Below are 26,781 nucleotides of genomic sequence, written 5' to 3'. Positions count from 1 at the left end.
GCTATGCGCATTTTGCTTGTGCTAGCGATGATGGGCTGGGGACTTGTGTGGCCTCTATCAAAAATGCTGCTAGCGTATGGCTCGCCTGCGCAAATTGCAAGCTTGCGCTATGTGCTGGTGAGCGTGTGTTTTATCCCGCTTATGCTTTGCTTTAAAATCCCTTTTTCTATCCCCAAACCTGCACGCATTCCCCTACTGCTCACAGGTGCGCTAAATGCGCTCTACTCCTATCTCATGTATGTAGGCATGCCTTATGGGGATTCTGGGCATGCGGGCGTCATCACCGAAGTCCTCTCCCCCATTATCGCCGCCCTACTTTGGAGCGCCTACACACGCCAAAGTCTTAGCGTTAGTGCGCACTTTGGGCTAGCGCTTGGTGTGCTAGCATGTGCGTTTTTGATTGACTTTTTCGGCAATATGCGCGCGATTTTTAGCGCATTTTACATGATCTATATGCTCGCAGCGCTAGATTGGGCGCTACTCATGCTCGCCTCGCGCAAAGCCACACATTCACTAAATGCAATCACGCTTAACTTCTACTCCAGCCTCATGACTTGTGCCCTACTCTCTCCTGCACTATTTTTGCCAGATTCTAGCATGCTGGGCGTTGGGGCAGAATCTAGCGTGATGTTTTTAGCTGCGCTTGTGGATAAGCCGCTGGCATTTTACGCATTTTTGGCGCTGGCGGCGGTGTTTTGCACGGTGTTTGCTACGACAATTTTCTATAAAGCCCTGTTTGTGCTAGGCGTGGTGGAGGGCGGGATCTACGCGCTACTTGTGCCGATATTTTCGCTAGGATTTGCGTATATGCTCCTGGGCGAGATCCCAAGCCTATCGACCATTATTGGCGGGATTCTAGCTATCATTAGCATTTATCTCATCAACTACTTTAAGCGCTAAACAAGCCCCACACTACCTAAAACACAAGCTACTAAAATACGCTAGAATCTCGCACTTCTTTCCGTATAGCTAGATAGTTTGTTGTGATAAATTGCTCATAGGTTTCTTTATAAGATGTTATCGGTAGCAGCTTGCCTCGCGGCAATATACGAAAAATTAGAAAGTTTTTCTCCGTAAAGAAATACCAAAAGTCTTGAAAAAATGTGCGAGTATCGATATTGCACCCACCAAACTCAAATGTTACCATATCGATTTTTTCTTGATCAAAAAGCTCTAATCCACCATGCAACACATCAAGCTCATGTCCCTCAACATCAAGCTTAAGCAAATGTATGTGCTCGATATTGTGCGTCATAGCATAGGTATCAAGCGTGGTGAGCGTGATGTTTTCTTGCTTATTGAAGTCTATTGCAAAATGATCAAGTCGCCTTTTTGTTAAACTAGCAAGCCCAGATCCATCGCCATCAGAATAGAGGATCGCCTCTTCTTCACGATTTGAAAGTGCGCAGTTATTAAGCCTAATCACTGGGTTGTTTGCATGAGTCTGTGAAAGTTTGGCAAAAGTGAAAGCAGAGGGTTCAAAGCAGTGAATTTCTAAACGATTTTTAGAATCTAGGAGAGTTCCCCCCCCCCCGCATATGCTAAACATGCGCTTGCATATGAACCAACATTCGCCCCCACATCAAACACACATAGCGGAGAATTTTGACGAAACAAAAACTCAAACGCAACTTCCTCCCCGCTTAATTGGAAATTCCAACCTGTGCCTATTCCTAGCTTATGCAACACATAGATGAGCATTCTCTCATAGATTTTATACCGCATAGGTTTGTGTTGTGACAACAAATTCATCTGCATTCCTTTACTACTTTGAATTCTAACTCGGGATTCTAGCACATGTCATCTTAAGCATTTACACATCACAAGTGCCAAACTCAACGAGATAGCAGAATCTATCTCATGCAATCAACCATGAAAAGATTGATCCCTAAAGCAGCTATCGCGCAACCAGATCCACACCAAAGACCACAAAGTCAAAAAGTCATGCGAAAAGCTTATTGCTGCTTTTACTACATTTAGCTACAATGCCTGGCTAAATCACATCTGGAGCGACCATGGCACAAGCAGAATCCAAGCAAGCCCATAAACCACTCACTAATCTCGAGCTCGAGATGCCAAAAATGGTGCAAGTCGTGCTACTCAATGACAACTACACAGACTGCGGGTTTGTAGTCGCAATCTTGCAGAGTATTTTTGGTAAATCACTCCAGCAAGCCCAAAGTATTACCGCCGAGATCCACAGCAACGGCAAGGGAATTGCTGGAATCTACCCATACGACATTGGCGAGACAAAAGCCCAAGAAACAATCCAAGCCGCCCAAAAAGCGCAATTCCCACTCAAAGTCTTCACAGAATCCCTATGACAAGCCCTATTTTTAAAGAAATCATTAACAATGCTTTCGAGATTGCTAGGGGATTTCGGCATGAGTATTTTACAATCGAGCATGTGTTTTTAAGCCTGCTTGAACACCCAGAGGGCAAGGAATTTCTCCAGCTCTGCTCTGATGTCAATGTCCAAGAGCTTGCCCAGCCCCTGCGATCTTATATCACAAGCCATATCCCCACCAATACCAACACCTCTGTGCCTAAAGAAACCCTAGCGCTTCATCGCGTGTTTGAAGCAATGATTGCACACATGAAGTCATCTGGCGATGATAGAATCGAGCTTTGGGACTTTTTGGCATTTGCTATCGAAGAGAAAGACAGCTACTGCGCGCGATTGCTTCGAGCGGCAAATATCACAAGATTTGATATTTTGCAGCATATCCCAAGCCAAGTGCGCGAGATCTCACCCAAACGCCAAAAAGCCCTAGAATCCTACGCTAAAGATTTAAACGCCCTAGCAAAAGAGGGGAAGATCGACCCACTCATCGAGCGCGATGATGAGCTTATAAGAATGTGTGAAATCCTCTGCCGCAGGAAGAAAAATAACCCCATCTTACTCGGTGAGCCCGGAGTTGGCAAAACTGCCATAGTAGAGGGGCTTGCCCTTGCTATCACGCAAAATCGCGTGCCTAAAAAGCTAGAAAACGCGCAAGTCTATGCGCTTGATTTAGGGGCTATGGTGGCTGGGAGCAAGTATAGGGGCGATTTTGAAAAGCGGCTAAAGAGTGTGCTAGCAGAGCTAGAGAGCTTGCCCAATGTGATTGTCTTTATCGATGAGATCCACACGCTTGTGGGAGCTGGGGGGACTATGGGCGGCACAATGGACGCGGCAAATTTGCTTAAGCCCGCACTTGCAAATGGCAGCTTGAAATGTATCGGGGCTAGCACCTTTAGCGAGTATAAAAGCTCCTTTGGCAAGGACAAGGCTCTCTCGCGCCGATTTTGCACCATCGATGTCAAAGAGCCAAGCCTAGAATCCTGTTTAGAGATTTTGCACGCACTAAAGCCCCTGTATGAGAGCTATCATAATGTGCGCTATGATGAGAGCGCGCTGCAAGCCTGCCTAGATTTATCGCACCGCTATATCAACGACAAATTTCTCCCAGACAAGGCGATCGATTTACTTGATGAAGTGGGAGCGAGTCTCACGCTTAGTGCCCCATTGAAGCGTGTCATCACAAAAAAAGAGGTCGAGCACACCATAGCCAGAACCTACCATATCCCCAAATCCCAGATAAATGCCAGCGAGCGATCGCAGATTAAAACACTAGAATCCAAACTCAAAAGACGCATTTTCGCCCAAGAGCAGGCAATAGAAAAGCTCGCGCGCGCAATCAAAATCGCCAAGGCAAACCTCACAGAATCTAATCGCCCCATTGGCAGCTTTCTTTTTAGCGGTCCTAGTGGTGTGGGCAAAACAGAGCTAGCAAAAGAGCTTGCCAAGCATTTAGGAATGCACTTTGAGCGGTTTGATATGAGTGAATATTCCCAAGCCCATAGTGTCGCCACGCTTATTGGCGCGCCTGCTGGCTATGTGGGCTATGAAAATGGCGGGATTTTGGTAGATAAAGTGCGTAAGAATCCCCACTGCGTGCTAGTGCTAGATGAGATAGAAAAGGCGCACAGCGATATTTATAATATCTTGCTGCAAGTGATGGACAATGCCACGCTTACTGACAATATGGGCAATGTCGCGCATTTTGAAAACGCTATTCTTATCCTTACTTCTAATGTCGGCAGCAAAGAGGGCAATGCCATAGGCTTTACCAAGGATAGCTCCCTGCGCCAAAATGCCGCGCTAAAGGACACATTTAGCCCAGAGTTTCGCGGCAGGCTTGATGGCATTATCCACTTCAGCCCACTCACCAAAGCCACATACAAAAAAATCGCCCAAAAGGTGCTTAGTGATCTAAATGCCACCCTTGCTACGCGCAATATCGTGCTAAAACTGGATTCTAGCGCGCTTAATGCTATCACCAATCAAAGCTTTGAGAGCGCGCTTGGGGCAAGGGAGATTAAAAAGCTTATAGACACGCATATCAAAGCCGCTTTAAGCGAGCTTATCATCGATGGCAAGCTAGATTCTGGGGGGCTTGTAACAATCGCGTATATAAAAGGGGCTTTCACCCTAACGCCAAAAACCCCAGCGCAAACAACGCCCAAGCACCCCAACGCCCCAAAATCCAAGGCTAGCAAACCACGCACAAAGGCTTAGTATGACAATCAACGGACAGACCTTTACCCTAGACTCCCTCCCCTTGCAGAGCTATCTTAGAGAGCATAAGCTTGCCATAGAGACCATAGCTATAGAGCTAAATGGCAAAATCGTGCCTAAAGATGAGCTTGCCACGCTTGTTTTCAAGCAAGGCGATGTAGTAGAAATCGTAAGCTTTGTAGGAGGGGGGTGATGCCAAGCCCCAAAAATCCAGCCCCACTTTTGCATATCACGCTAAATGGACAGCCCCTAGCCACGCACACAAGCACAAGCCTAGAGCTTTTCCAAAGTCTTGGGGGCAAGGAGAGTGATGTGTGGATTGTCAATGGATTTGCCACCAAAGAGCCTGTGGCACTGCAAAATGGCGATGAGCTCTTTTGCATACCAAGGGGCGAGCTACCGCCAAAAGACGCGCTAGATTCTATGATGAGAGCGCGCCACACGCCAAAGCTGCACGACAAACTAAAGCAAGCAAAGGTCGCTATCTGTGGGCTTGGAGGGCTTGGCTCTCATATCGCCATAATGCTTGCTAGAAGCGGAGTGGGCGAGCTACTGCTTATCGACTTTGATGTAATCGAGCCTAGCAATCTCAACCGCCAAGCCTATGAAATAAGCGATCTAGGCAAATACAAAACCCACGCGCTAAAGCAGCATATCGCCCACATCAATCCCTACACCACCACACATATCCACACGCTAAAGATTGATGAAGCTAACCTCCCCACGCTTTTTAAGGGCGTGGATATTGTGTGTGAAGCCTTTGACAACGCCCTAGCTAAAGCAATGCTAGCCCAAAACTTCCATAAGCACTACCCAAGCACCTTTCTCATCTGTGCTTCTGGGCTAGCAGGCTATGGTAATAGCAATGCGATCCAAACCAAGCAGTTCGCGCCCTATCTCTACATCTGCGGCGATGGAGTGAGTGCGGCGCAAGTGGGACAGGGGCTAATGGCACCAAGGGTGAATATCTGCGCAGCACATCAGGCAAACCTCGTGCTAGAGCTTATCGCCACTAAGGTAGAGCGCGGGGATTCTGTCTTGGGTAGTCATTCCTAGAATCCTTGAGAAGACAAAACCGCCGAGAGTAAAATCCTGCCGCTAGTCAAAAAGTGGATTCTAGGGTAAAGTAAGTTTTATAATAAACGATTCTAAGAATTGCGGTGGGGGAGCGTGTTATTTTGCGCGATTTTTGGGGTGGGAGTTACCTTGAGCGGTAATGACTATCCCAAAAATCACGCAATCGTTTCGCTTGCTCACCCAAAACCAGCGAAGCGGTGCAAGCACAGCGTAGCAGGTTTCTTTAGAAAGTTAAATCGCCACCAACAAAAAGGATTTCTATGCAAACCGACACCCTTCAACTCGGCAGCCACACCTTCACTAGTCGCTTTATCCTAGGCTCTGGTAAATACTCCCTAGAGCTTATCGACTCCGCTATCACGCAGGCAAAGGCACAGATCATCACGCTCGCCCTACGCCGCGCCAATCCGCAAGGGCTAGAAAATATCCTAGATTGTATCCCCAAGCATATCACCCTGCTGCCTAATACTTCTGGGGCGAGAAACGCGCAAGAAGCCCTGCGTATCGCGCGGCTTGCTAGAGAAATTTGCGGCGCAAAACTTATCAAAATCGAAGTGATCGCCGATAGCAAATATCTCCTGCCAAATAACTATGAAACCACAAAAGCTGTGGAGCTGCTGGCAAATGATGGCTTTACCCCCCTGCCCTATATGTCAGCCGATCTCTACGCCGCACGCGATATGTGGAATGCTGGGGCAGCCGCGATTATGCCCCTAGCCGCGCCCATTGGGAGCAATAAGGGGCTATGCGCCAAAGAATTTATCCAAATCTTGCTTGATGAAATCGCGCTACCAATTATCGTTGATGCAGGGCTTGGCTCGCCAGCTCAAGCCTGCGAGGCTATGCAAATGGGCGCAGCGGCAGTTATGGTAAATACCGCCATAGCAGAATCTAGCTCTATCCCAACAATGGCGCGCGCATTTGCGCTAGCTGTGGAAGCTGGCAGGGCTGCCTATCTCGCTGGGCTAGCCCCCATAAGCGCGCCCAAGCCTAGCTCGCCCACGGCTGATTATTTGGGCTTTTTGCGCGATTAGGGGGTAGGTATGAGGCGTGATTGTATGGCATATCTGCCCTTTATGGAGCAGCTTGATAGCGATTTGCTAGAGTGCGTGCTAGAGCAAGTGGCACGCTATGATGAGAGAAGCTTTAGCACAGATGATGTCAAGCGTGCTTTGCAGGCTACAAGCCTAAAAATCGAGCATTTGCAAGCCCTGCTCTCTCCAGCAGCAGAAGAGTTTATCGAAGAGCTAGCGATAAAAAGCGCGCAAGTAAAGCGCAAATATTTTGGCAGCAATATCGCCCTTTTTACCCCGCTCTACCTTAGCAACCACTGCTCGAGTAAGTGCGTGTATTGCGGATTTCAAAAGGGCAATCCAATCGCACGCGCCAAGCTTAGTGAGAGTGAAATCCACCAAGAAATGCACGCAATCGCACAAAGTGGCTTGCAAGAAGTGCTTATGCTAACAGGCGAGGGCAGGGAGTATGCGAGCGTAGAGTATATCGCTAGGGCGTGTGCCATAGCAAAGGAGTATTTCAAAGTCATAGGCGTGGAGATTTATCCAATGAATACCGATGAATACGCGCTTTTGCACGAAAATGGCTGCGATTATGTAACGATTTTTCAAGAGACTTACGACCCTGCTTGCTACACTAGAATCCACACTGCTGGGGAAAAATGTGTCTTCCCCTATCGATTTTATGGGCAAGAGAGAGCGTTACGCGCTGGGTTTAGGGGGGTGGGCTTTGGCGCGCTGCTAGGCATTGGGGACTTCCGCAAAGACGCGCTTGCTACGGCACTACACGCGCATTTCCTACAAGCACGCTACCCCCACGCAGAAATCGCCCTCTCAATCCCACGCCTACGCCCTATCATCAACAACCGCAAAATCTCCCCCAAAGATGTGGGCGAGAAGCGGCTGCTGCAAGTGCTGTGCGCGTATCGGCTGTTTTTGCCTTATGCGAGCATTACCATTTCTAGCCGCGAGCGCAAGGGATTGCGCGATGAGTTTGTCAAACTTGGGGCGAGCAAGATGAGTGCTGGGGTGTCTGTGGGCATTGGGGGGAAAAGCTTGGAGAAAAAGGGCGATGAGCAGTTTGACATAGCCGATTGCAGGGGGGTGGGCGAGATTGTGGCGAGTCTCAAGCACGCTGGCTTGCAGCCGGTGTTTAGCGATAGTGTGTATGTGGGCTAGGCTTGGCTAATGGATCGCACTGGTCCCCACCAAATCATCGCCATAACAGATTCTAGGATTTGCAAGGGCGATTTACTAGAGCGCATAGAGCTGCTAGCTCAAAGTGGGGTAAAGGCGATTATCCTGCGTGAAAAGCAGCTGGAAGCTAGCGAGTATCGCGCTCTAGCACAGAAGTCTCTAGCGATATGCGCTAGGGCAGGAGTGGCGTGTATTTTGCACTCTTTTATTGAAGTGGCTAGAGAGCTTAAAGCCTCTGCCCTACACTGCCAAAGCTCACAGATCGCGCATTTGCCGCACTTGCGGCAGGAGTTTGCCACGCTTGGAGTCTCTGTGCATAGTGTGGAGGAGTATAGGGCTGCTAGGGAGTGGGTGGATTATGTCATCGTGGGGCATATTTTTGCTAGCGCGTGTAAGGAGGGGGTGGAGCCAAAGGGGCTAAAGCTGCTAGAATCCATCATCGCTATTGCTAAGGATTCGGTCTTGGGTGAGCAATGCGGCAGTGTTGCAAAAATTGTGAAAGGCACGACCGCTAAGGTCGCTAACCTTCCCCAATTTTTGCAAAGCTCCCTCGTCCCCACCGCAATTCCTAGAATCCTAGAAGAATATAAAGAGGCTGGGCGTGAAAACTCCACAATCTTAGAATCCCAAAGCAGTTTTACAAAACAAACTGAAAACCTAGAATCCACTTTTGAAAAACAAGCCGAGTGTGAAAAAGTGGATTCTAGCCCTGCGCTACAAGGGCTCTACGCTATCGGCGGCATTAGCCTAGAGACGCTGCCAGCTTTAGCAAATATGCCAATCTCTGGGGTATGTATGCGCCAAGCTCTTATGCAAGCCACAAATCCACAAGACTATATCCACCGCTGCCGCCTTATCTCTCATTAGCCAGCCCAAGACTGCACCAACTTTAGAAAAATCTCAAGGATAGGGGCTAATGATTATAAGCCTACTTGCAAGCAAATCTAAGCACTATTCCTTGTAGAATCTCGCTTTATCTGCTTGCCATTGCTCCATAGATTCTTTGGTGAAATACTCTGCAAGGTATTGCTTGCAAAGCGACTTCTCTAGCAGCGTGAAGCGCGGACGCCCGATGAAAATCCCCATATCAATCCCGCTTGCCACGCAATAAATCTGCCCAGCCTTTGGCATGAAGCTAAAGCTCACCCTAGCTTCTGTTATCGCGCTTAGGTAGATGGGCGCGCTACCTGGGATAATATCCAGCACGAATGCCCCACCCGGTCGCGAGAATCCAAAAAACATACCCTCTCTAAACCCAGCTTGTGCCTGATCTGGCGTGTGTAGCGTGATATTGTAGCGGATAGCAGAGCCTACAAATGTATTTTCCCTAAGGCTATAGATTCTAGCGATATGTGCAGGCGGATTGGTAAAAACCCCTACATCACTAGAATCTGCTACAAACCCATACTCCCTACTAGGCTCATAGCCCCAAAATGCACCATCCAGCGCACTTTTTGGCACACAGCCACTAAACATAGCCGCACAAATGACGCAGAGTGCTAAAGCTAGCGCACCTGCTGTTTTAGTAATTATTTTCACTTGCATGCCCATATCCTATCGATACTCATACACATAGCGCACGCCAAGACTAAAATCACGATGAACATTTGTCGCGACAAGTGTGGGATCGATGATGATAGATGAGCCATTGTAGTGGTAGCCATCTTTTTTAAGCCGATAATTTGTAGTTGCAGGATTATATTTTAGTGCTATCTCTATTCCGTGCCGATTGTTTGCAAATATATAGCGAAAGCCAGCAACAATAGGCATAGAAAGCCCCCATTGCAAGGGTGCTACCCCACCTTCATACCCATCATACACCCCATCTTTAATAAAATTTATCTCCACTCCCACGCTCGCAAAAATCCGCAACGCTTTATCTTGCATACGCAGCACATCATAGAATCCACCTAAAGATGCATACGCTGAAATCATGTCATCTGTTTTAATTTTAGGCAAAGAATAGCCAAAGCTTTGCAATGGCTCTTGCCATTGCAAACGCAAATACTCTATTCCTGACCCTGTGGTTAGTCCGCCATTGCCGCCACGAAAATAGTAGTTGGTATTAAGAAGCAGCTCGATACCATGAGCAAATGCTTGTGTGGAGGGTGTTAGATTGACATTTGAGTTAATTGGCAGTCGCTGAGTTTGTTGGGCGTCAAAATGGCTAAAGATATAGCCTATACCAAATTCATGCCCCACAGAGCGAAGTTGTTTAACTTGCTTGGTTTGCTGTTGGGGGGGGGGGGGGTAGAAGTGTTTTGATTGGAGATAGCTTGATTTGAGTAGGGTGCGCTTTGATTTTGTGCTGGATATTGGGCGTTTTGTGGGGTTTTTGGAGCGTATTGGTGGGGCTGTGAAGCCTGACTTGAAGTGGCTGCTGGCGCAACAAACGCTGGCTGGGCTGCTGGCGCGCTATCTCGCATATCAATTACTTCCGCTTGTAATGCGGGGGCAAATAGCACAGCACTCGCGATAGCACCAATGCTTGATAAGATTCTCATTCTCTCTCCTTTATTTTTGGTTTTGATAATGTGCAAATGCGCAAGACTGGATTCTAGCAAGCAGCAGCTTTAAGCCGACTAAAGTCGCGGCAAAAGCAAGCTTGATAAAGCCGCGCTTCTGTGCTACAATCCCAGCTTCCAGCGCAAATCCAAGCGCACATACACGCAAGCAATCCACAGACACCACAGGGGCGAGCATGATTGATAGGCGGATTCTCATTCATTTTGACATCTTGCTGCCCTTGCTCATCATTCCCTTTGTGCTTGTTTCCTATCTCCTCATCGGCGAAACTAGCCCCGCCCAGAATCTAAAACAAACAATTTACATTTTCGTCGGGCTTGGGGCGTTTATCGTGGCATTTTTTATCCCTATCCGCCAGTTGGATAAATCAATTGTGATTTTTTACTGGATTTGTATCGTGCTGCTGGTGCTGGTGTATATTATCGGGACAAAGCAGCTTGGCGCGCAACGCTGGATAAGCTTTGGGTCGTTTTCACTTCAGCCAAGCGAGCCTGTGAAAATCGCCATTATCCTGCTGCTAGGTCTGCATATCCACAATAACCCACCTCCCCCAGAGGGCTATGGGCTTAAGCAGTTTGGAATCCTAAGCGCCTACATTCTAATCCCTTTCGTGCTAATTCTTAAGCAGCCCGATCTAGGCACAGCGCTGGTGGTGCTGTTTGTCGGGTTTGGGACATTGTTTCTCATCGGGGTAAATTACAAAATCTGGGTAGGACTGCTGGCAATCATTCTCATCGCTTCTCCGCTCATCTATGGCTCACTCAAGCCCTACCAGAAAAAGCGAATCCATGACTTCATCGCAGAAAAGCCAAGCTACCATGTCCAGCAAAGCATTATCACCATAGGGTCAGGCGGACTATTTGGCAAGAAAAAGGAGGACTCCACCCAGACCCAGCTCAAATTTCTCCCAATCGCCACGAGCGACTTTATCTTCGCGTATTTTTCCGAGCGCTATGGACTGCTAGGTGGTGTGGCACTCATCGCCCTCTATGCCTTTCTCACGATACATGTGCTTTCATTCTCGCTCATCGATCCCAAAGACTACCGCCTGCGGACAATGTCGTGCGCAATTGCGTTACTGATCTTTTTCTATGTGGTGGTCAATATCGCCATGACAATTGGGCTTGCCCCTGTGGTAGGGATACCACTGCCACTTTTTAGCTATGGGGGGAGTAGCTTTATCACCTTTATGATTCTCTTTGGACTGCTGGAAAACCTGCTTGCCTTTAGGTTTAATTTCAGCTATAATGCCAACCCTCTCAAGGTGCTTTTGCGCTCTCCTAGACATAGAAAAGCATGAAAGTTTTAGACAGAATCTAGCTCGAGTCTGGCGAAATTTGGCTCGATAGACACTAGATTCTACGATGATTTTGCTATTTGTATATCTTCTCTTTATGGATCTTTAGCTCAGCTGGTCAGAGCACTCGGCTCATAACCGATTGGTCGTAGGTTCAAGTCCTACAAGATCCACCATTCACCTATATGCTCTCACTTAAGAATCCAAAGCTTCTTAGTATAATGCAAAGAAATTTTCACCAAGGAATTATATGCGCACACTTCTACTCATGCGAGGGCTACCAGCCAGTGGGAAAAGCACATGGATACGCACACATGGCTTAGAGCCTTACACGCTTAGCCCAGATACGCTGCGACTCATGGCAAGCAGCCCTGTCATCTTGCCATACCCTAGCGTGGGAGATTCTGGTGCAAAATCTTGCGCCCCGCAGTGCTCACCCACCACCTATGACTCTCCTCTGTATGCCATTAGCCAAAAAAACGACAAGCACATCTGGAAAATGCTTTTCACGCTGCTAGAGCTGCGCTGCAAGCAAGGGGATTTCACGATTATTGATGCTACACACACTAGCCACCAAGCCTTGCGAGCGTATGAAAGCTTAGCTAGCACCTATCGGTATAGACTGGTGGTGCTAGACTTTAGCGGTGTGGGGTTTGATGAGATTCTCACGCGCAATGCCAAGCGTGGCTACAAAGCCGTGCCAGAGTCGATTTTGCGCTCCATGTATGAGCGCTTGCAAGACTCACTTGCCAATCCTCTCCCCTCACGCTACACGCTACTGCACCCAGAGGATTTGGCGGGGATAAATCTTGCCAAAGCAAATGAGAGCGAGAATCCACCTGCGCAACATCTCACCAGCCCCACTATCCGCACACTTCTCATGCAGCCCATAGATTTAAACACCTATGAGCAAATTCATCACATCGGCGATATTCATGGCTGCTTTGAAGTGCTGGTGGAATATCTCTTGCGCACGCTCGCGCTCACCAATGCCACCGCACCTTACGCCTGCGCGCGTGCAGCTATCCAAGCCATAGAGCAGAGCGGATTCTCGACGCAAGAGTGCAGTAAGCTTATCGATGAGCGTGCGTATTATATTTTTCTGGGCGATTATATTGATCGTGGCGTGGAGAATGCGCAAATCGTGCGATTTTTGCTTGCGATTATGGAGTGTAAAAACATCTGCTTGCTTGAGGGAAACCACGAGCGCTGGCTGCATAAATGGGGGAGAGAGGATCTCGGTAGTAGCGAGTTTGCGCTATTTACCGCGCGAGATCTTGCTAGCGCCAAAATCTCGCCCAAAGACACGCACCGCCTCCATGCTAAGCTCCGCCAGTGCGCCTACTATACATTTGACTCCAAACTCGTGCTCTGCACGCATGGTGGTCTAAGCACCTTACCGCACAATCTCCTACTAATCCCAACCCAGCTACTCATCTATGGCAGCGGAGGATATGAGGATATGGAATCTAGTGCCAAAAGCTTTGCGGCCACCACACAAAAGAATGTCTATCAAGTCTTTGGTCATCGTAATAGAGAAAAGCACGCCCCGCGCGTGCATGGGCGCAGCTTCGCTCTGGAGGGGGGCGTGGAGTTTGGAAAGGCACTGCGTGCATGTATCTTAAGCAAAACTCCCTTGCAGATGACACACGCTCCGCGCTCCACACCCATATATCCGGCAGAATCTACAAAATCATTGCCCCTGGAGTCATTGTCATGGCTCTCATACATGCAGCACGGCGATGGCTTTGCCGAAATCATGCTCCAAAGTGGGAAAACACACAACCATCAAGCCCTGCTTGCTCGCCACCAAGCGCGCAAAATTGCTGCATTGGTGGAGAAATTTCGCACAAGCTCGCTTATCAAAGAGCGCGCATTTGGCACGATTTCAAGCTTTAATTTCACCAAAGAAGCATTTCTCACCAAGCAGTGGAGCAGCATAACTTGCAAAGCACGCGGGCTTTTCATCGATACAAATGCTTACAAGATTTGTGCGCGTAGCTATGAGAAATTTTTCAACCTTGGCGAGCGCGAGGAAAGCAGTCTAAATGCTTTGCACGAGAATCTCGCCTACCCTGTGCGCGTATATGCGAAAGAAAATGGCTTCCTAGGAATCCTAAGCGCAAACCCCCACCATAAGAATCCAGAATCCAACATAGAAAATCCAGGCTCTACGCTAGATTCTAGCATGCCTTATGATAAAGACTCTAGCACAGATTCTGCGCTACGCAATCTCTATGCGCATAAGCTTTTCATCACCTCCAAATCCGATGCGCTAAGCCCCTACGCATCGATTGCGCGCGAGATTATTACCGCCTCGCTAGAAAAGCATGCTAAACATCTTGGCATACATTACAACGAGCTAGAATCTAGGCTTTTTGCAAGGCTGCGCCAGCTTGATGTGAGCCTTGTGTTTGAAATCATCGACCCAGTGCGAGATCCACATATCATAGCGTATGACACAACTAGAGCTATCCTACTTGATATGATTGAAAACTCGCAGCAGTTCAAAAAACACGATTATGGTGCGCTAGTGGAGTTTGGGCGGGAGTTTGGATTTGATGTGAAAGAGCGCCTAAAAGATCTTAACTGCTGGGAGGAGTTTATGGCGTTTGTTGATTTGCATAGCATGGATTTTGCCGCTCAAAAATTCTTATCCCTAGAATCCACACACCCCACAGATCTTATGCAACCATACAACCCAGAATCCATGCTCTATGGTAGCGGAGATAGGGCAGATGGATTTATCGAGGGGTTTGTCCTAGAGGATAGCAGTGGCTTCATGCTAAAAATCAAATCCCCATACTATCGCGCATGGAAAGCTGCACGCGCAATCATCGAGCGCACAATCCAGAGTCACAAAGTGCCTAAACCAAAGACTAGCAGCGCGTTTGAGCGGGAGTTTATCACATGGCTTAGTGCGCAAGATCTCCCAAGCGATTCTAGTCAGCTCATCGCCTTGCGATCGCAGTTTCTTGCCAAGAGAAAGCAAGGCTAAAACATAGTAAGATTTGCAGTAGGAAGCGCGTAGCGCAGGGATTTACAAACCCCAGCCTCAAACAATATTAGCCTGCCATTTATCTTGCCCAGCTAGGATTGAAGCCTATTTCTTCACTTGTCTTGCTTTATGGCACGCAACTTTTAGCATATATTGGATATTTGTGAGCAGCAAAGGAGTTTGTATGACGCGCAGAGATTTTATCAATGGTATGGCTGTGGCTGTCGTGGCAGGCATGACGCCCCTAGAGATTCTAGCAGCAGAATCTAGCCCTGCTAAGCCTAATGCCTCCAAGCCCCCATTTACCCCAACTTCCCCCCCCGCTATACCAAACCACCCACACACTTATCCTCCAATGTTTCAAGGACTTGTGGGGAGCGATGATGAGAGCTATGTTTTTGCTCATGCCTTGCGTGATGGCGCGCAGTATGATTTCTCTAGCTTGCCTGTGCAGGAGCATTATGATTTAGTCGTAGTAGGAGCTGGGCTTAGTGGGCTAAGCGCGGCTACACTTTTTCACAAGCGAGCAGGCGCTGGGGCAAAAAGCTTGATCCTTGATAGCCATAAGGACTTTGGCGGACATGCCAAACGCAATGAGTTCGCTACACCAAATGGACAGATTCTCACCTATGGCGGCAGCGAGTCGCTCCAATCGCCAAACGCACTTTATAGCAAGAGAGTCAAAGCATTTTTACAAGATCTTGGCGTGGATATCGATGCGCTTGCGCGCTGCTTTGATAGGGATTTTTACCCAGACTTGGGGCTCTCGCGCGGAGTATTTTTCAGCAAACAGCATTTTGGGACAGATAAGCTTGTAAGCGGTGATCCTCGCACGATAATCGATGACACAATCCCCGAGGGCAAACACAATGCGCGAAGTCTCGCAGAGTTTGTGGGGGATTTCCCTATGCCAGAGAGCGATAGAGCTATGCTGCTGGAATTGCTCACAGATTCCAAGGACTATCTAGCAGACTTGAAAGGCAAGCAAAAGCGCGCTTACCTTGCTTCCACGAGCTATAGGAAATTTCTCCAAGAGCGCGTAAAACTCTCTCCGCTTGCACTAAGCTTTTTTGATGGGATAAGCGATGATTTTACCGCACTTGGGATAGAAATGATCTCATGTGAGGAAGCCATAGAGTGCGCGCTTCCGGGGTTTGGTATGGGGGCAAAACCATCACATAACCCACTCCAAGAGCCCTATATCCACCACTTCCCAGATGGCAATGCCTCTCTCGCACGCCTCATGGTTAAGCGCCTGCTTCCGCATATTGCCCCTTGTGAGCCTACGCCTGAGAGTGTGCTGCTAGCGGAATTTGATTATAGTAAGCTCGATCTCCCTGATACGCCTTGTAGGATACGCTTACGCTCCACCGCACTCCGTGTGCAAAATGTCAATGGAGGCGCGGAGATTGTCTATGGTGATGCAGCGACAAAGCAGCTTCGCAAGGTATTTGCTCGCAAGGTCATCATGGCAAATTACAACGCCATGATCCCATACATTGTCCCAGAGCTAGGTAATGGACAGAAATCTGCGCTCGCACAATGTGTCAAAACCTCGCTCATCTATACTAAAGTCTTACTTTCAAATTGGGAGTGTTTCACTAAACTTGGCGTGCATGATATCTATGCGCCAAAATCTTTCTATGTCAATACCAAGCTCGACTACCCTGTGGATATGGGCGCTTACAAGCACCCACGCGACCCTAGAAAACCAATCTGTCTGCATATGATTGGCTCGCCCATACGCCTCAATGACCCCAGCATTGATCCTGCTACGCTCACTGCCAGAGACTATGCGCGCCTCACACGCCACACACTTCTAAACACGCCGTTTTCTGCGCTAGAATCCATGACGCTAGCGCATTTGGAAGCAATGCTTGGACATGCTGGATTTAGGAGAGAGCATGTGCAGGCTATTACGCTAAATCGCTGGGGGCATTGCTATGCGTATAGCTACAACTCACTCTATGATGACCCCAAGCAAAGCAAAGCCACCATAAAAGCGGCGCGAAAAGTCTGTGGCAATATCGCTATTGCTAATTCAGATGCAAGCTGGGAAGCATATTTACACACGGCTATCGAGCAAGCTATGCGTGCGCTTGATGAGTGCAAAATCTAGCTTGTGAAATCTGCCATGCCACGCCCTAGCATTGCAACAAGTGTTGTAGATTCTCACGCCACAAACTCCAGCGCTCCAGAATCTAGCGTGCTGGAGTTTGTCGATCTTAGCGATTTTGCACCCACCAAGCTACACACACAGATTTTGCCCTCATCGTTGTGCGAAAAGTTTGGCGCGGTGGTGTTTGATATAGATAAAGAATGTCTGCATATCGCCCTAGCGCATGGGCATTCACCGCAGGCTAGAGCACTGCTCGCTCATCACCTAGAATCCCACGCAAGTGTGTTAGGAGGCGCTAGGAAGCTGTGCTTTTACGAGGAGTGCTCGTATTACTTTTTTTGGATTCTCAAAGCCATGCGCTTCATCGAGCATTTTTATACACTCCATGAAGTAGAATCCCGCTTGCACTATATCCTGCAAGAAGCCATCGCCCTAGAATCTAGTGATATCCACATTGAAGGCAAGGCGCATTATGCGAGTATCCGCTTCCGTGTAGATGGGAGCTTGCGCGAGATTGGCAGGATAGAGAAAGAAGACTTCGCCAAGCTCACGACCAAAACCAAGCTTGATTCCAAGCTTGACATCACCGAAATACGCTTGCCCCAAGATGGGCGTATGCATAAGAGCTTTGATGGGAGGGAGTATGACTTTCGGGTGTCGTGCGTGCCACTTTTCTGGGGCGAGTCAATCGTATGCAGGATTCTCTATAAGCATGAGCGGAAAATAGTGCTTGATGGGCTTGGGCTGTGTGAGTCAAGCCTGCGGGATTTGCGAGAATCTATCAGGAAGAAAAGCGGCTTGATTCTGGTTGTAGGTCCCACAGGTAGTGGGAAATCTACCACTCTCTACGCCCTGCTCGAAGAGCTCAAAACCTCTGCTAAAAAGCTCATTACCATAGAAGATCCTATCGAGTATCAAATCCCAATCGCCACGCAAATCCAGCTAAACCCAGAAATAGGATTCTCATTCTATGAAGCGCTTAAAAGTGTCCTGCGCCAAGACCCAGATATTATCATGGTGGGCGAGATCCGCGATAAACAAACACTTGAACTAGCGCTTAATGCCTCGCTTACAGGGCATTTGGTGCTAGCAAGCCTACATAGCCATGACTGCCTAACAAGCTTGGAGCGGCTTTTTGAACTAGGTGCGCCCAGAAGCGTGCTTGCCACTAGTCTGCTCTGTGTAGTAGCCCAGCGGCTTGTAGGCAAGCTTTGTGAGCAATGTAAGCAAAAAATTACACACAATGAGCGTGAAGTCTATATGGCGCGTGGTTGTGAGCATTGCGATAGTAGCGGGATTAAAGGGCGTCTGGTGGTATCCCAGTCACTTTTCATTGATGAGACACTGCGATTGCTACTCTCTGGTGAGTCTAACAATCACACAGATTGGCGCACGCACCTACGCACCAAACTCGCAAGCGCCAATCTCCCCACACTTAAGGCAGATGCGCTAAGCAAGAAAGAGTTTATTGACTACCTTGAGCTAGACTCGCTAGAGCATTAGAGAGATTAGCTTTTGCGTGGAGGATTCCCGCTAGGTAGAAATTGCTTCAAAAGCCCAAAATGCTCGAGAGCTTGTTTTTTCAAGCTTGGATTGCGCAGGAGTGCTGCGACAGAGTGCGTAGCGATTGCGCGTTTGCCAAAGGCATTGAGCAATGCACCTTTATGGCTAGAATCTAGCCCTAGCAAGGATTCTAGCACCACTTCGCCAAAAAGCACGACACAAGAAGCCTGCAGGCTTTGGATTTGGCTAATGAGATAGGGCTTGCATAGCTCGATTTCTTGGGGGCTTGCTGGGTGTGCGGAGCATTTTAGCAAAGAGAAGATACTAAAATGCTCCACCCCAAACACCTTGTGCGCGATATTGCAAATCATCTGCGAGCCTTTGGAGTCTATCATTTGTGTCCCATGTCCCATGGGCATTTCGACTACAAACGCCACCAAAGCGCGCTCATCGATGTAGCCTATCTGTGCCTTAGCATGCGTGCTGCGCGTGCAGAGCTTACAATGCGCAATAGTGCTTGCGATAGAATTTTGATTAGAATCCACACATTTTGGCACCTCATGGTCAAGCTCCACGAAGCGCACCCCACAAGCGCGCGCGAGATAGAGCTCATAGAGCTGCCGCTGCTGTGTAGCGATAGTGTCCATAGATTCTAACTTTTTGTTTTCTTATACATATGTGGATTTAGCATATTCTCTAGGGTGAAGATTTCATCAAGCTTTTCCTTGCTTAAGAGCTTGCGCTCTAGGGCGATGTCATAGACTGACCTGCCTGTTTGCAACGCTTCTTTAGCAATGCTTGCAGAATTTTCATAGCCGATGTAAGGATTAAGTGCAGTAACAATGCCAATGGAGTTAAACACAAAATCCTTGCAAACTTGCTCATTTGCAGTAATGCCATCGATACATTTATGCGCTAGCGTAACAATCGCGCGAGAGAGCATTTTAATGGAGCTAAATAGCCCATAGGCGATCACTGGCTCAAAGACATTGAGCTGGAGCTGCCCGCCCTCTGCTGCCATAGTGATTGTCATATCATTGCCGATGACGCTAAAGCACACTTGATTGACTACTTCTGGGATTACGGGATTGACTTTGCCGGGCATTATGGAGCTTCCGGGCTGCATTTTGGGGAGGTTGATTTCATTAAGCCCTGCGCGAGGTCCAGAGCTTAAAAGCCGCAAGTCGTTGCAGATTTTAGAGAGCTTGACACTCACGCGCTTTAGCACGCCGCTGATTTGCACATAGCCGCCTGTGCCTTGCGTGGCTTCGATTAAGTCCGTGGCGGTGATAAATGGGCGTCCGGTAACTTCTTGGAGCTTTTTCTCTACGATATTGCGGTAGTCTGGGTGGGAGTTAATGCCTGTGCCAATGGCTGTGCCGCCTAGGTTTATCACGCGGATAAGGCTTCTGGCATCAAGGATTCGCTCAATATCAATACGCACCATAGAAGCATACGCGCTAAACTCCTGCCCAAGTGTCATAGGCACGGCATCTTGCAGCTGCGTGCGCCCCATTTTTAGCACATTTTTAAACTCCTCTCCCTTGCGCTTAAAGCTCTCTTCTAGCACCGCCATAGACTCACTAAGCATACTAAGCCGCTCATACAACGCCACGCGCAATGCTGTGGGATAGGCGTCATTGGTGGATTGAGAGAGATTGACATGGTCATTTGGGTGGCAGTATTGATACTCGCCCTTTTTATGCCCCAAAATCTCTAGCGCGACATTGGCGATGACTTCATTAGCATTCATATTGGTGCTAGTGCCAGCACCACCTTGGATCATATCCACGACAAATTGGTCGTGGAACTCCCCTGCGATGATTTTGTCGCACGCTTTGATAATGGCATCTTTGATACTAGAATCCAGCAAGCCTAGCTCGTGGTTTGCCAGCACGGCTGCCTTTTTGACTTGGGCAAGGGCTGTGATAAACACAGGAAAATCACTTAGCCGCTGCCCTGTGATGTTGAAGTTCTCTAACGCGCGGAAAGTTTGCACACCATAATACACACTCTCATCAATCTCAAGCTCACCGATGAAATCGTGCTCTACTCGCGTTGCTTTTTTCATGCAGACTCCTTTAGGCTTGTTGTGTAGCGGGTGGAATGGTGGCAGATTTTAGCTTAATATCTCATTGGCATTTAGCGTATAGATTGTAGGGTGGATTCTGGGCTATTTATGAGGCAGCTGGATTTAGCAAGATTTCCACACAAGTGCGGGGGAATTTATGGAGATTTATTTTATAATAGCGCCGGAATCTATCAATCAATGGTGGCAAGAGTGAAAAATACAATTGGTGTGTGTGGTGGTGGTGCTTGGGGTAGTGCGCTGGCGTTTGCGCTGGCACACGAGCAACCAGTGGAGATTTTCTCTCGCCGTGAGCTTCCAAGCAAATGGGGGACGCCTTTTCCCATTACGCAAGTAGGCATAGAGCGGGCATGCGGGCATGAGCATGTTGTCATCGCCATTAGTGTGGCGCATTTACGCACATGGCTCTCCAGCGCAGAAATCAAGCACGCATGCTGTCTTTTTGCCTCAAAAGGCGTGGAGGAGGAGAGCGGGGCATTTGTGCATGAGATCGCGCGGGAGTTTATGGATTCTAGTAGGATCTGCGCGCTTAGTGGTCCAAGCTTTGCCAAAGAAGTCCGCCAGTGCCTGCCCTGCGCAGTGGAAATCCATTCAAGCTCCCTAGAGCTTGCGCAGCGTTTCTGTGCGCTTTTTCCGCCGTTTATGAAAACCTACGCGGGCGATGATCTCATCGGCGCAGAAATCGCTGGTGCATATAAGAATGTCATTGCTATTGCTGGGGGGATTTGCGATGGGCTTTCGCTTGGTAACAATGCCAAAGCCGCCCTACTAGCACGCGGACTTATCGAAATGGAGCGCTTTGGGGGATATTTTGGTGCAAAAACACAGACATTTCTTGGGCTTTCTGGCTCGGGGGATCTTTTCCTAACAGCTGGCTCGACACTCTCGAGAAACTACCGCGTGGGACTAGGGCTGGCACAGGGCAAAGCGCTAGGAGAGATTCTGCAAGAGATTGGCGAGGTAGCAGAGGGTGTGCGCACCGCACGCGCAATCCACACAATCGCTAGCAAACGCGCAATCTATACACCAATTGTCAATGAAGTAGTAGCGATATTAGATGGAAAGAATTGTGAGCAGGGGATATACGCACTCATGGCACGCTAAGGAGCTAAAGAGATTCAATTTCTAGCGATAATTTGCGGAGTGATTTGTTTCACTCATTGCGACGCACGCCCATGTGGCTCATTCGCAAAATCCACAGCCCCAAACTCTCATCTAAAGCCCCAGAATCCTGCGCAAAATAAACTCGCTGCAAAAGCGCACAGAAACTAGTCTGGCAAACAATCTAGCCAAAGGGCTCAAGTCCTAAAGCTGGGATTTTGATGAAAATTGCTACTTGTCAAAAATGGGCACAGAGAGAAAAAACGCATCTCTTGAGCCAAAGATTTGGGATTGTAGCAAAAAGCTAAACCCCCTAGAATCTACTTTTCTCTATTTTGCAGCTCGGTAATATTTAGCACAATAAACTTGTAGCACAGAAATATCACAATTGGCCAAAGGGCGATGAGAAAAAGCGTATATACCATAGTTTGCTCCTTATTTAGATTCTAGTATGCGTGCTCGTCCATATCGCGCAAGCCTAGCTTTTTGCTATCCATGCAGCGCCACACATAGATGATATAGCCTAGCACAAATGGCACAAGCAAGCTCACATAGCCCATAACACTTAGCGTATAGTAGCTAGAACTTGCATTAGCTATGGTAAGCGAGCTTTGTAAATCTGTGCTTGATGGATAGAATGCGCTCTCTCCTAGCCCGACATTAAGAAACACCGCCATGACTGCGCACACCACACCAAAGCCAAGCGGAAAAATACCTTTGCGCCCGATGAAGCTCAAATAAATCCCACCAAGCACGCACACTACGCCAACAAGCAGGAGGATTAGGATATAAGGCTGGCTTAGAAATGTTTGCAGGTAAAGATAAGGGAGCATGCTCACAGCCCCACTCTCATCGACATGGAATCCATCTTTTAGACAAATCCACGCCAAAAAGCCCAAGAAAAATGGCAAAAACAGCGCGGTATTTAAAGCCAAGTCTTTTTTAGCTTTTTGTGCGATCGCAGCAGAATCTAGCGCATTTAGGAAATAACTATCAGCTAGGATTCTGCTCAAAAATACCAGCGCAAAACCCAGCAGGTAATTAAATGGATTGCCAAGCTGCTCAAGTCCATGTAGCCCATGCTCCCAGCGAACAAAGCGCATATCATCAAGCACAAAGGCACTCCCAGCAAAAAATGTGCTAACTGCCACGCCGATAAGAAACACCCCTAGAATCCCATTGATTTTAAGAAATGCCTCATAGGTTTTTGCGCCAAGTAGATTGCCCTGCTTTTTGCGATATTCATAGCTTACAGCTTGGATAATAAAGCAGAGCAAAATCGCTAGCCACACCCAATATGCCCCGCCAAAGCTCGTGCTATAAAAGAGCGGAAATGCCGCGAAGCACGCTCCGCCAAATAGCACCAAAGTCGTAAAACCAAGCTCCCATTTGCGCCCAAGTGAATTTATGATGAGTGTTTTTTCTTCCTCATTGCTTGAGAGCCTATCGATAAGACCCTGCCCGCCCTGGACAAAAAACATAAACACCAAAAGCCCGCCAAGCAAACTTATAATCACCCACCAATACGCCTGCAACTGCGCTAAATCAAGTCCAAAAAACATCGCCTACTCCTTCTCGCCTGTCGCGTGTGCGGCAAATCCCTTTTTGATCTGCTTTGCCATAATCCCAAGCTCTGCAAGCAGTAGCAGTGTAAAGAGTCCTAAGAAAATGAAAAACGAAATCTGCACATTAGTATGCGCAAGATTTGTCGCAGCAATATGCACAGGCATTAGATCTTGGATAGCCCAAGGCTGCCGCCCCACCTCTGCCACAATCCAGCCAGCTTCTGCGGCAATGTAGCCAAATGGCACAGCAATGATACAAAGCCAGAGAATCTTGCGAAATTTGTTAATATTATTTGCCATGCAAAGATAAAGCACCACGATAAACAAAATAAAAAACGCGCTTCCAAGTGCCACCATAAGGTGAAAACTATAGAATGTAATAGCAACTGGCGGCACAGCTTGCTCTTTAGAATCTAGGTAGCCATAGCCAAAATTTGACATATTTTCTTGCAAGATTTTTTGACTGCTCTCCATACGCGCAGTATCACCAGATTTTTTGGCACTTGTAAAATCGCTTAGAGCTTGCACCGCCTTTTTCCCACTCTCTATCCTAGAATCCATGCTTGGGATACCCTTTTCCTCATTGCCATAGAGTAGGTCATTGATCCCGGGGATAAAGCCTTGTGTGCTTCTCTGCCCTAGGATTGAGAGCGCGTAAGGGATAGTGAAGTCAAACAAAAATGTAGGCTCACTATCACCGGGCTTTTTAGCAGGGTTTAAAATCCCAAATGCCACCAGCCCAGCCCTATGCTCGCCATCATAGATTCCCTCCATTGCCGCTAGCTTCATCGGCTGCTTTTGTGTAACTTGGTAGGCACTCTCATCACCGCTAAAAAACAAAAACACCGAAGTAAGCAGCCCAAAGCTAGCCCCCACGACAAGGCTGCGCTTTGCCAAAACACTATGCCTGCCTTTTAGCAAATACCACGCACTAATCCCCATAACCACAAGCGCGGAGATCACATAGCCAGAGGCGATTGTGTGGAGGAACTTTGACACCGCCACAGGCGAGAGTGCGACTTCTAGGAAGCTTGTCATCTCATTTCTAGCCGTGGCGGGATTAAACATCGTGCCTATGGGATACTGCATCCAGCCATTTGCCACTAGAATCCAAAAGGCTGAAAGATTACTCCCAATCGCCACAAGCCAAGTGGAGAGCAGGTGGAAGCGTGTAGAGACCCTATCCCAGCCAAAGAACATCACCGCAAAAAATGTCGCCTCTAAGAAAAACGCCACAATCCCTTCCACCGCCAGTGGCGCGCCAAAAATATCGCCCACAAACCAGCTATAATTCGCCCAATTTGTGCCAAACTCAAACTCCATAATAATGCCCGTCGCCACGCCGATAGCAAAGTTTATCGCAAAGATTGTTAGCCAAAACTTGGTGATTTGCTTCCACTCTTCGTTTTTGGTTTTGACATAAATACTCTCCATGATTGCCACTATAAAGCTAAGCCCCAAAGTCAGCGGCACAAACAAAAAGTGATAAATCGCCGTTAGCCCAAACTGCGCCCTACTCCAATCAACATGTAAATCCACTTTCTACTCCTTTTGCTGTGGTGTGTGTGATGATATGTGTGCTTCTAGCACAGCAGAATCCACCACAGACTCTAAGCTAGATTCTGTGGTGGAAGAAAAGTCTGTGAGATTTTGCAGGACAAAAGCACTACGCCCCTCCCCCAAATCCGCAATAGATTCTCCATAGATAAAAAATTTCAGCAGGATAAAAATCACAAGCAGCTTTATGATGATGATTTTCCACAAGGTTTTGCCAAGTGTCATATTTGCAAAGCCCTGTTTATAAAAAGTAATGATACTTTTTAGCATTGCACTCTTGCCTCGCGAGATTTGGTTTAGATGGTTTATGGATTGGGTTTATGGCATGGTTTGCAGGGCTGAAGTGTAGGAGATTGTAGCTTATGTGAAGTTGAAAATATGCCCTTGCACGCATATCGCAGGCAAAATCGCCCACAAAGGTAAAAGATTCTTAAACCTTTAGATTCTACACGCTTGTGCCTTTGCATTCTACTAGAATCTAAAAGTGGCTTAGATTCTAGTAACGATTTGTTGCAAGATGTTGTGCATGAAGCTTTAGCTTTGCTTGGTGATTTGCTCTATTAGGCTAATTGCAGGCGCAATATCACCAAGCCCAAACCCTAGCCCTTGCGCGATTGCTGCATAGCTTGCGGTGTGGAGATTCTCAAAGCCTTGCGAAAACTCCACAGGCGCGAATGCCCCAGACCCCATACCAGAATCCAAGTCGCCAGACCTTGGGATAGATTCTAGCACACGCAAAGCGCGGGAATCCCCCATCAAATCGCACGCATCGATAGAGAGCAGCCAGCGCACCCGTGCATTAGCAAACTCCAGCACTCCGCTTGCGCGAGTGGGCGTAAGGCGCTCTACCCTGCTTGCAATCACCTCTCCAAAGACAAAAAGCAGCATATCAAACAAATGCACACCAATATTGCACACAATCCCGCCGCTTTTTTTCACATCGCCTTTCCATGATTTGGCATACCACTTCCCACGCGCACTGATATAGCGCAGCTCCAAATCATAAAAACTAGATTCTGTGTTTTTTGCGCGGAGGGTTTGCATTCTCTGGCGCAGGGCGATGATTTGCTCATGTAGTCGCAGCTGCAGTATCCCATACACACGCGGACAAGCTCTAGAATCTGGATTCTGCCTTGTGTGAGATTGTGCGCGAGATTCTAGGAGTGTGAGCTTGTGTATATGGCGTGCGTGCAAGACAAGTGGCTTCTCACATATCGCACTTGCTCCATGCTCAAGCGCTAAAGCGATGTGGCGCAGGTGCAGGTAGTTTGGCGAGCAAATCGCGATAAAATCCAGCCCTGTTCCAGCAGCATTGAGACGCGTGAGAAATGCACAAAACTCGCGCTCTTTTGTGAAAAACTCCGCCTCTGGAAAATAACTATCCATAATCCCCACGCAATCGCGCACATCATAGGCGCACACCAGCTCCCCACCGATGTCTTTAATCGCTTTAAGATGTCTGGGCGCGACATAGCCTCCCACGCCGATGATCCCAAAGCGCAAACCCTGAATGGAGACTTGGATTTTGGAGGATTTTGGAGCTTTAGATTCTGGTGTGTTTGGAGATATTGGTATAGAGTCTGGCGCCTGGGAGCCTAGCGCGCGTTTGCGAGCGTGGTGCATAGCGTATTATCTAGGCGTTGGATTCTGCTTTGGTTTCTTGGAGCTCACAGATAAGCTGGTTGTAGGATTTACCACTTTGGGCGATGAAATCTCGCAGTGCTTTCATACTCTCACCAAAGCCATTGGATTCTAGCGAGCGGAGATTGGCATAGAGACTCTCAATCGTTGGGATTACGGCAAGATTTGGCACGCGACGCACGGAATAGTAGCCAATGATATTGCCTTTCTCATCAAACGAGGGCGTAACATTGGTAAAAACCCAGTAAAAATCCCCGCTTTTTGCTTGGTTTTTCACAAATGCAAAAATCTCTTTGCCATCTTGAATGTATTCCCATAAGAGCTTGAATACACAGCGAGGCATATCAGCGTGGCGAATGATACTATGGGGCTTGCCGATAAGATCTTTTTCCATGTAGCCACTATATGTTAAAAAATCACGATTGCAGTAAGTGATAGCACCTTTCAAATCAGTTTTAGAAGTGATAAGCGTGCTAGAATCTACAATAAGCCCAAATCGTGGATCTTTGCGTGGAGTGGCTACTGGCATGAGATCTC

Annotated in this window: 25 protein-coding genes, 1 tRNA gene and 1 pseudogene; 14 read left to right on the top strand and 13 right to left on the bottom strand. The window is 48.0% G+C overall.

From position 1 onward, the window contains the following. Positions 1-3 precede the first annotated feature (3 nt). Positions 4-900, top strand: coding sequence for a DMT family transporter (locus tag Q0171_RS01860; protein WP_299326059.1), 897 nt, complete (start codon positions 4-6; stop codon positions 898-900). 31 nt (positions 901-931) lie between these two features. Here the strand turns inward: Q0171_RS01860 and Q0171_RS01855 are convergent, their stop codons facing one another. Then, the gene (locus Q0171_RS01855) at positions 932-1,549 is read right to left on the bottom strand and encodes an FkbM family methyltransferase (protein WP_299326058.1); all 618 of its coding nucleotides are present in this window, start codon (positions 1,547-1,549) and stop codon (positions 932-934) included. Then, on the bottom strand, positions 1,513-1,752 hold the full coding sequence (locus Q0171_RS01850) for a hypothetical protein (RefSeq protein WP_299326057.1): 240 nt from the start codon (positions 1,750-1,752) through the stop codon (positions 1,513-1,515). Before Q0171_RS01850 ends, Q0171_RS01855 begins: the two co-directional genes overlap by 37 nt. Positions 1,753-2,015: 263 nt before the next feature. Between Q0171_RS01850 and Q0171_RS01845 the strand changes: the two genes are divergently transcribed. The 7 genes from Q0171_RS01845 to Q0171_RS01815 all read left to right on the top strand — a co-directional run bounded on the left by Q0171_RS01845 (position 2,016) and on the right by Q0171_RS01815 (position 8,715). Beyond that, a complete protein-coding gene (locus tag Q0171_RS01845) occupies positions 2,016-2,324 on the top strand; it encodes an ATP-dependent Clp protease adaptor ClpS (protein ID WP_299326055.1) in 309 nt (102 codons plus the stop codon). Then, a complete protein-coding gene (locus Q0171_RS01840; RefSeq protein WP_299326053.1) occupies positions 2,321-4,561 on the top strand; it encodes an AAA family ATPase in 2,241 nt (746 codons plus the stop codon). Before Q0171_RS01845 ends, Q0171_RS01840 begins: the two co-directional genes overlap by 4 nt. 1 nt (position 4,562) lies before the next feature. Continuing rightward, positions 4,563-4,754 (top strand): sulfur carrier protein ThiS, encoded by a 192-nt coding sequence (thiS, locus tag Q0171_RS01835; RefSeq protein WP_299326051.1) that lies wholly within the window; start codon positions 4,563-4,565, stop codon positions 4,752-4,754. 29 nt (positions 4,755-4,783) lie between these two features. After that, on the top strand, positions 4,784-5,617 hold the full coding sequence (gene thiF, locus Q0171_RS01830) for a thiamine biosynthesis protein ThiF (protein ID WP_299326106.1): 834 nt from the start codon (positions 4,784-4,786) through the stop codon (positions 5,615-5,617). 281 nt (positions 5,618-5,898) lie between these two features. Next, on the top strand, positions 5,899-6,672 hold the full coding sequence (locus Q0171_RS01825; RefSeq protein WP_299326049.1) for a thiazole synthase: 774 nt from the start codon (positions 5,899-5,901) through the stop codon (positions 6,670-6,672). Between the two features lie 9 nt (positions 6,673-6,681). Beyond that, the gene (thiH, locus tag Q0171_RS01820) at positions 6,682-7,830 is read left to right on the top strand and encodes a 2-iminoacetate synthase ThiH (protein ID WP_299326047.1); all 1,149 of its coding nucleotides are present in this window, start codon (positions 6,682-6,684) and stop codon (positions 7,828-7,830) included. A 9-nt stretch (positions 7,831-7,839) separates the two neighbouring features. Continuing rightward, the gene (locus Q0171_RS01815) at positions 7,840-8,715 is read left to right on the top strand and encodes a thiamine phosphate synthase (RefSeq protein WP_299326045.1); all 876 of its coding nucleotides are present in this window, start codon (positions 7,840-7,842) and stop codon (positions 8,713-8,715) included. 84 nt (positions 8,716-8,799) lie between these two features. Here the strand turns inward: Q0171_RS01815 and Q0171_RS01810 are convergent, their stop codons facing one another. From Q0171_RS01810 to Q0171_RS01795, 4 genes are read right to left on the bottom strand one after another with little or no spacing between them, the layout of a single operon-like run. After that, positions 8,800-9,393, bottom strand: coding sequence for a hypothetical protein (locus Q0171_RS01810; protein ID WP_299326044.1), 594 nt, complete (start codon positions 9,391-9,393; stop codon positions 8,800-8,802). Between the two features lie 9 nt (positions 9,394-9,402). After that, on the bottom strand, positions 9,403-10,050 hold the full coding sequence (locus tag Q0171_RS01805) for a hypothetical protein (protein WP_299326042.1): 648 nt from the start codon (positions 10,048-10,050) through the stop codon (positions 9,403-9,405). Beyond that, positions 10,029-10,352, bottom strand: coding sequence for a hypothetical protein (locus tag Q0171_RS01800; RefSeq protein ID WP_299326040.1), 324 nt, complete (start codon positions 10,350-10,352; stop codon positions 10,029-10,031). Before Q0171_RS01800 ends, Q0171_RS01805 begins: the two co-directional genes overlap by 22 nt. 10 nt (positions 10,353-10,362) lie before the next feature. Continuing rightward, on the bottom strand, positions 10,363-10,572 hold the full coding sequence (locus Q0171_RS01795) for a hypothetical protein (protein ID WP_299326038.1): 210 nt from the start codon (positions 10,570-10,572) through the stop codon (positions 10,363-10,365). On the opposite strand from Q0171_RS01795, the gene Q0171_RS01790 reads away from it, so the two are divergent. From Q0171_RS01790 to Q0171_RS01770, 5 genes are all read left to right on the top strand, one after another. Beyond that, on the top strand, positions 10,550-11,674 hold the full coding sequence (locus Q0171_RS01790; protein ID WP_299326036.1) for an FtsW/RodA/SpoVE family cell cycle protein: 1,125 nt from the start codon (positions 10,550-10,552) through the stop codon (positions 11,672-11,674). The two genes, Q0171_RS01795 and Q0171_RS01790, sit on opposite strands and share 23 nt — an antisense overlap. A gap of 96 nt (positions 11,675-11,770) precedes the next feature. Beyond that, positions 11,771-11,847: transfer RNA gene (locus Q0171_RS01785), tRNA-Ile, on the top strand. A 74-nt stretch (positions 11,848-11,921) separates the two neighbouring features. After that, positions 11,922-14,669 carry an RNA ligase gene (locus Q0171_RS01780; RefSeq protein WP_299326034.1) on the top strand — a complete coding sequence of 916 codons (2,748 nt, stop codon included), beginning with the start codon at positions 11,922-11,924 and terminating at the stop codon, positions 14,667-14,669. Between the two features lie 184 nt (positions 14,670-14,853). Beyond that, positions 14,854-16,788, top strand: coding sequence for an FAD/NAD(P)-binding protein (locus tag Q0171_RS01775; protein WP_299326032.1), 1,935 nt, complete (start codon positions 14,854-14,856; stop codon positions 16,786-16,788). A 15-nt stretch (positions 16,789-16,803) separates the two neighbouring features. Continuing rightward, the gene (locus tag Q0171_RS01770; RefSeq protein ID WP_299326030.1) at positions 16,804-18,291 is read left to right on the top strand and encodes a GspE/PulE family protein; all 1,488 of its coding nucleotides are present in this window, start codon (positions 16,804-16,806) and stop codon (positions 18,289-18,291) included. 5 nt (positions 18,292-18,296) lie between these two features. Here Q0171_RS01770 and Q0171_RS01765 read toward each other — a convergent pair whose 3' ends face one another. After that, positions 18,297-18,938 carry a uracil-DNA glycosylase family protein gene (locus tag Q0171_RS01765; protein WP_299326028.1) on the bottom strand — a complete coding sequence of 214 codons (642 nt, stop codon included), beginning with the start codon at positions 18,936-18,938 and terminating at the stop codon, positions 18,297-18,299. Positions 18,939-18,943: 5 nt separating this feature from the next. Beyond that, complete coding sequence (gene aspA / locus Q0171_RS01760; protein ID WP_299326026.1) at positions 18,944-20,362, bottom strand: aspartate ammonia-lyase; 1,419 nt, start codon at positions 20,360-20,362, stop codon at positions 18,944-18,946. A 210-nt stretch (positions 20,363-20,572) separates the two neighbouring features. Between aspA and Q0171_RS01755 the strand changes: the two genes are divergently transcribed. Beyond that, positions 20,573-21,484: an NAD(P)H-dependent glycerol-3-phosphate dehydrogenase gene (locus Q0171_RS01755; protein ID WP_299326024.1), complete on the top strand. Its 912-nt coding sequence runs from the start codon at positions 20,573-20,575 to the stop codon at positions 21,482-21,484. A 443-nt stretch (positions 21,485-21,927) separates the two neighbouring features. Here Q0171_RS01755 and cydB read toward each other — a convergent pair whose 3' ends face one another. From cydB to Q0171_RS01730, 5 genes and pseudogenes are all read right to left on the bottom strand, one after another. Continuing rightward, positions 21,928-23,043 carry a cytochrome d ubiquinol oxidase subunit II gene (gene cydB, locus Q0171_RS01750; RefSeq protein ID WP_299326022.1) on the bottom strand — a complete coding sequence of 372 codons (1,116 nt, stop codon included), beginning with the start codon at positions 23,041-23,043 and terminating at the stop codon, positions 21,928-21,930. Between the two features lie 3 nt (positions 23,044-23,046). Further along, positions 23,047-24,585, bottom strand: a complete 1,539-nt coding sequence (locus Q0171_RS01745; RefSeq protein WP_299326020.1) for a cytochrome ubiquinol oxidase subunit I — start codon at positions 24,583-24,585, stop codon at positions 23,047-23,049. Between the two features lie 102 nt (positions 24,586-24,687). Then, positions 24,688-24,873: pseudogene (locus Q0171_RS01740) on the bottom strand (DUF4492 domain-containing protein); the annotation flags it as partial. 264 nt (positions 24,874-25,137) lie between these two features. Further along, complete coding sequence (locus tag Q0171_RS01735; RefSeq protein ID WP_299326018.1) at positions 25,138-26,226, bottom strand: Gfo/Idh/MocA family oxidoreductase; 1,089 nt, start codon at positions 26,224-26,226, stop codon at positions 25,138-25,140. A gap of 10 nt (positions 26,227-26,236) precedes the next feature. Beyond that, on the bottom strand, positions 26,237-26,773 hold the full coding sequence (locus Q0171_RS01730) for a PAS domain-containing protein (RefSeq protein WP_299326016.1): 537 nt from the start codon (positions 26,771-26,773) through the stop codon (positions 26,237-26,239). Positions 26,774-26,781 lie beyond the last annotated feature (8 nt).

The sequence above is a fragment of the uncultured Helicobacter sp. genome (assembly GCF_937906905.1).
GTDB lineage: Bacteria > Campylobacterota > Campylobacteria > Campylobacterales > Helicobacteraceae > Helicobacter_B.
The sequence above is the reverse complement of the archived record's forward strand: the minus strand, read 5'-3'. Positions and strand labels throughout refer to the sequence as shown.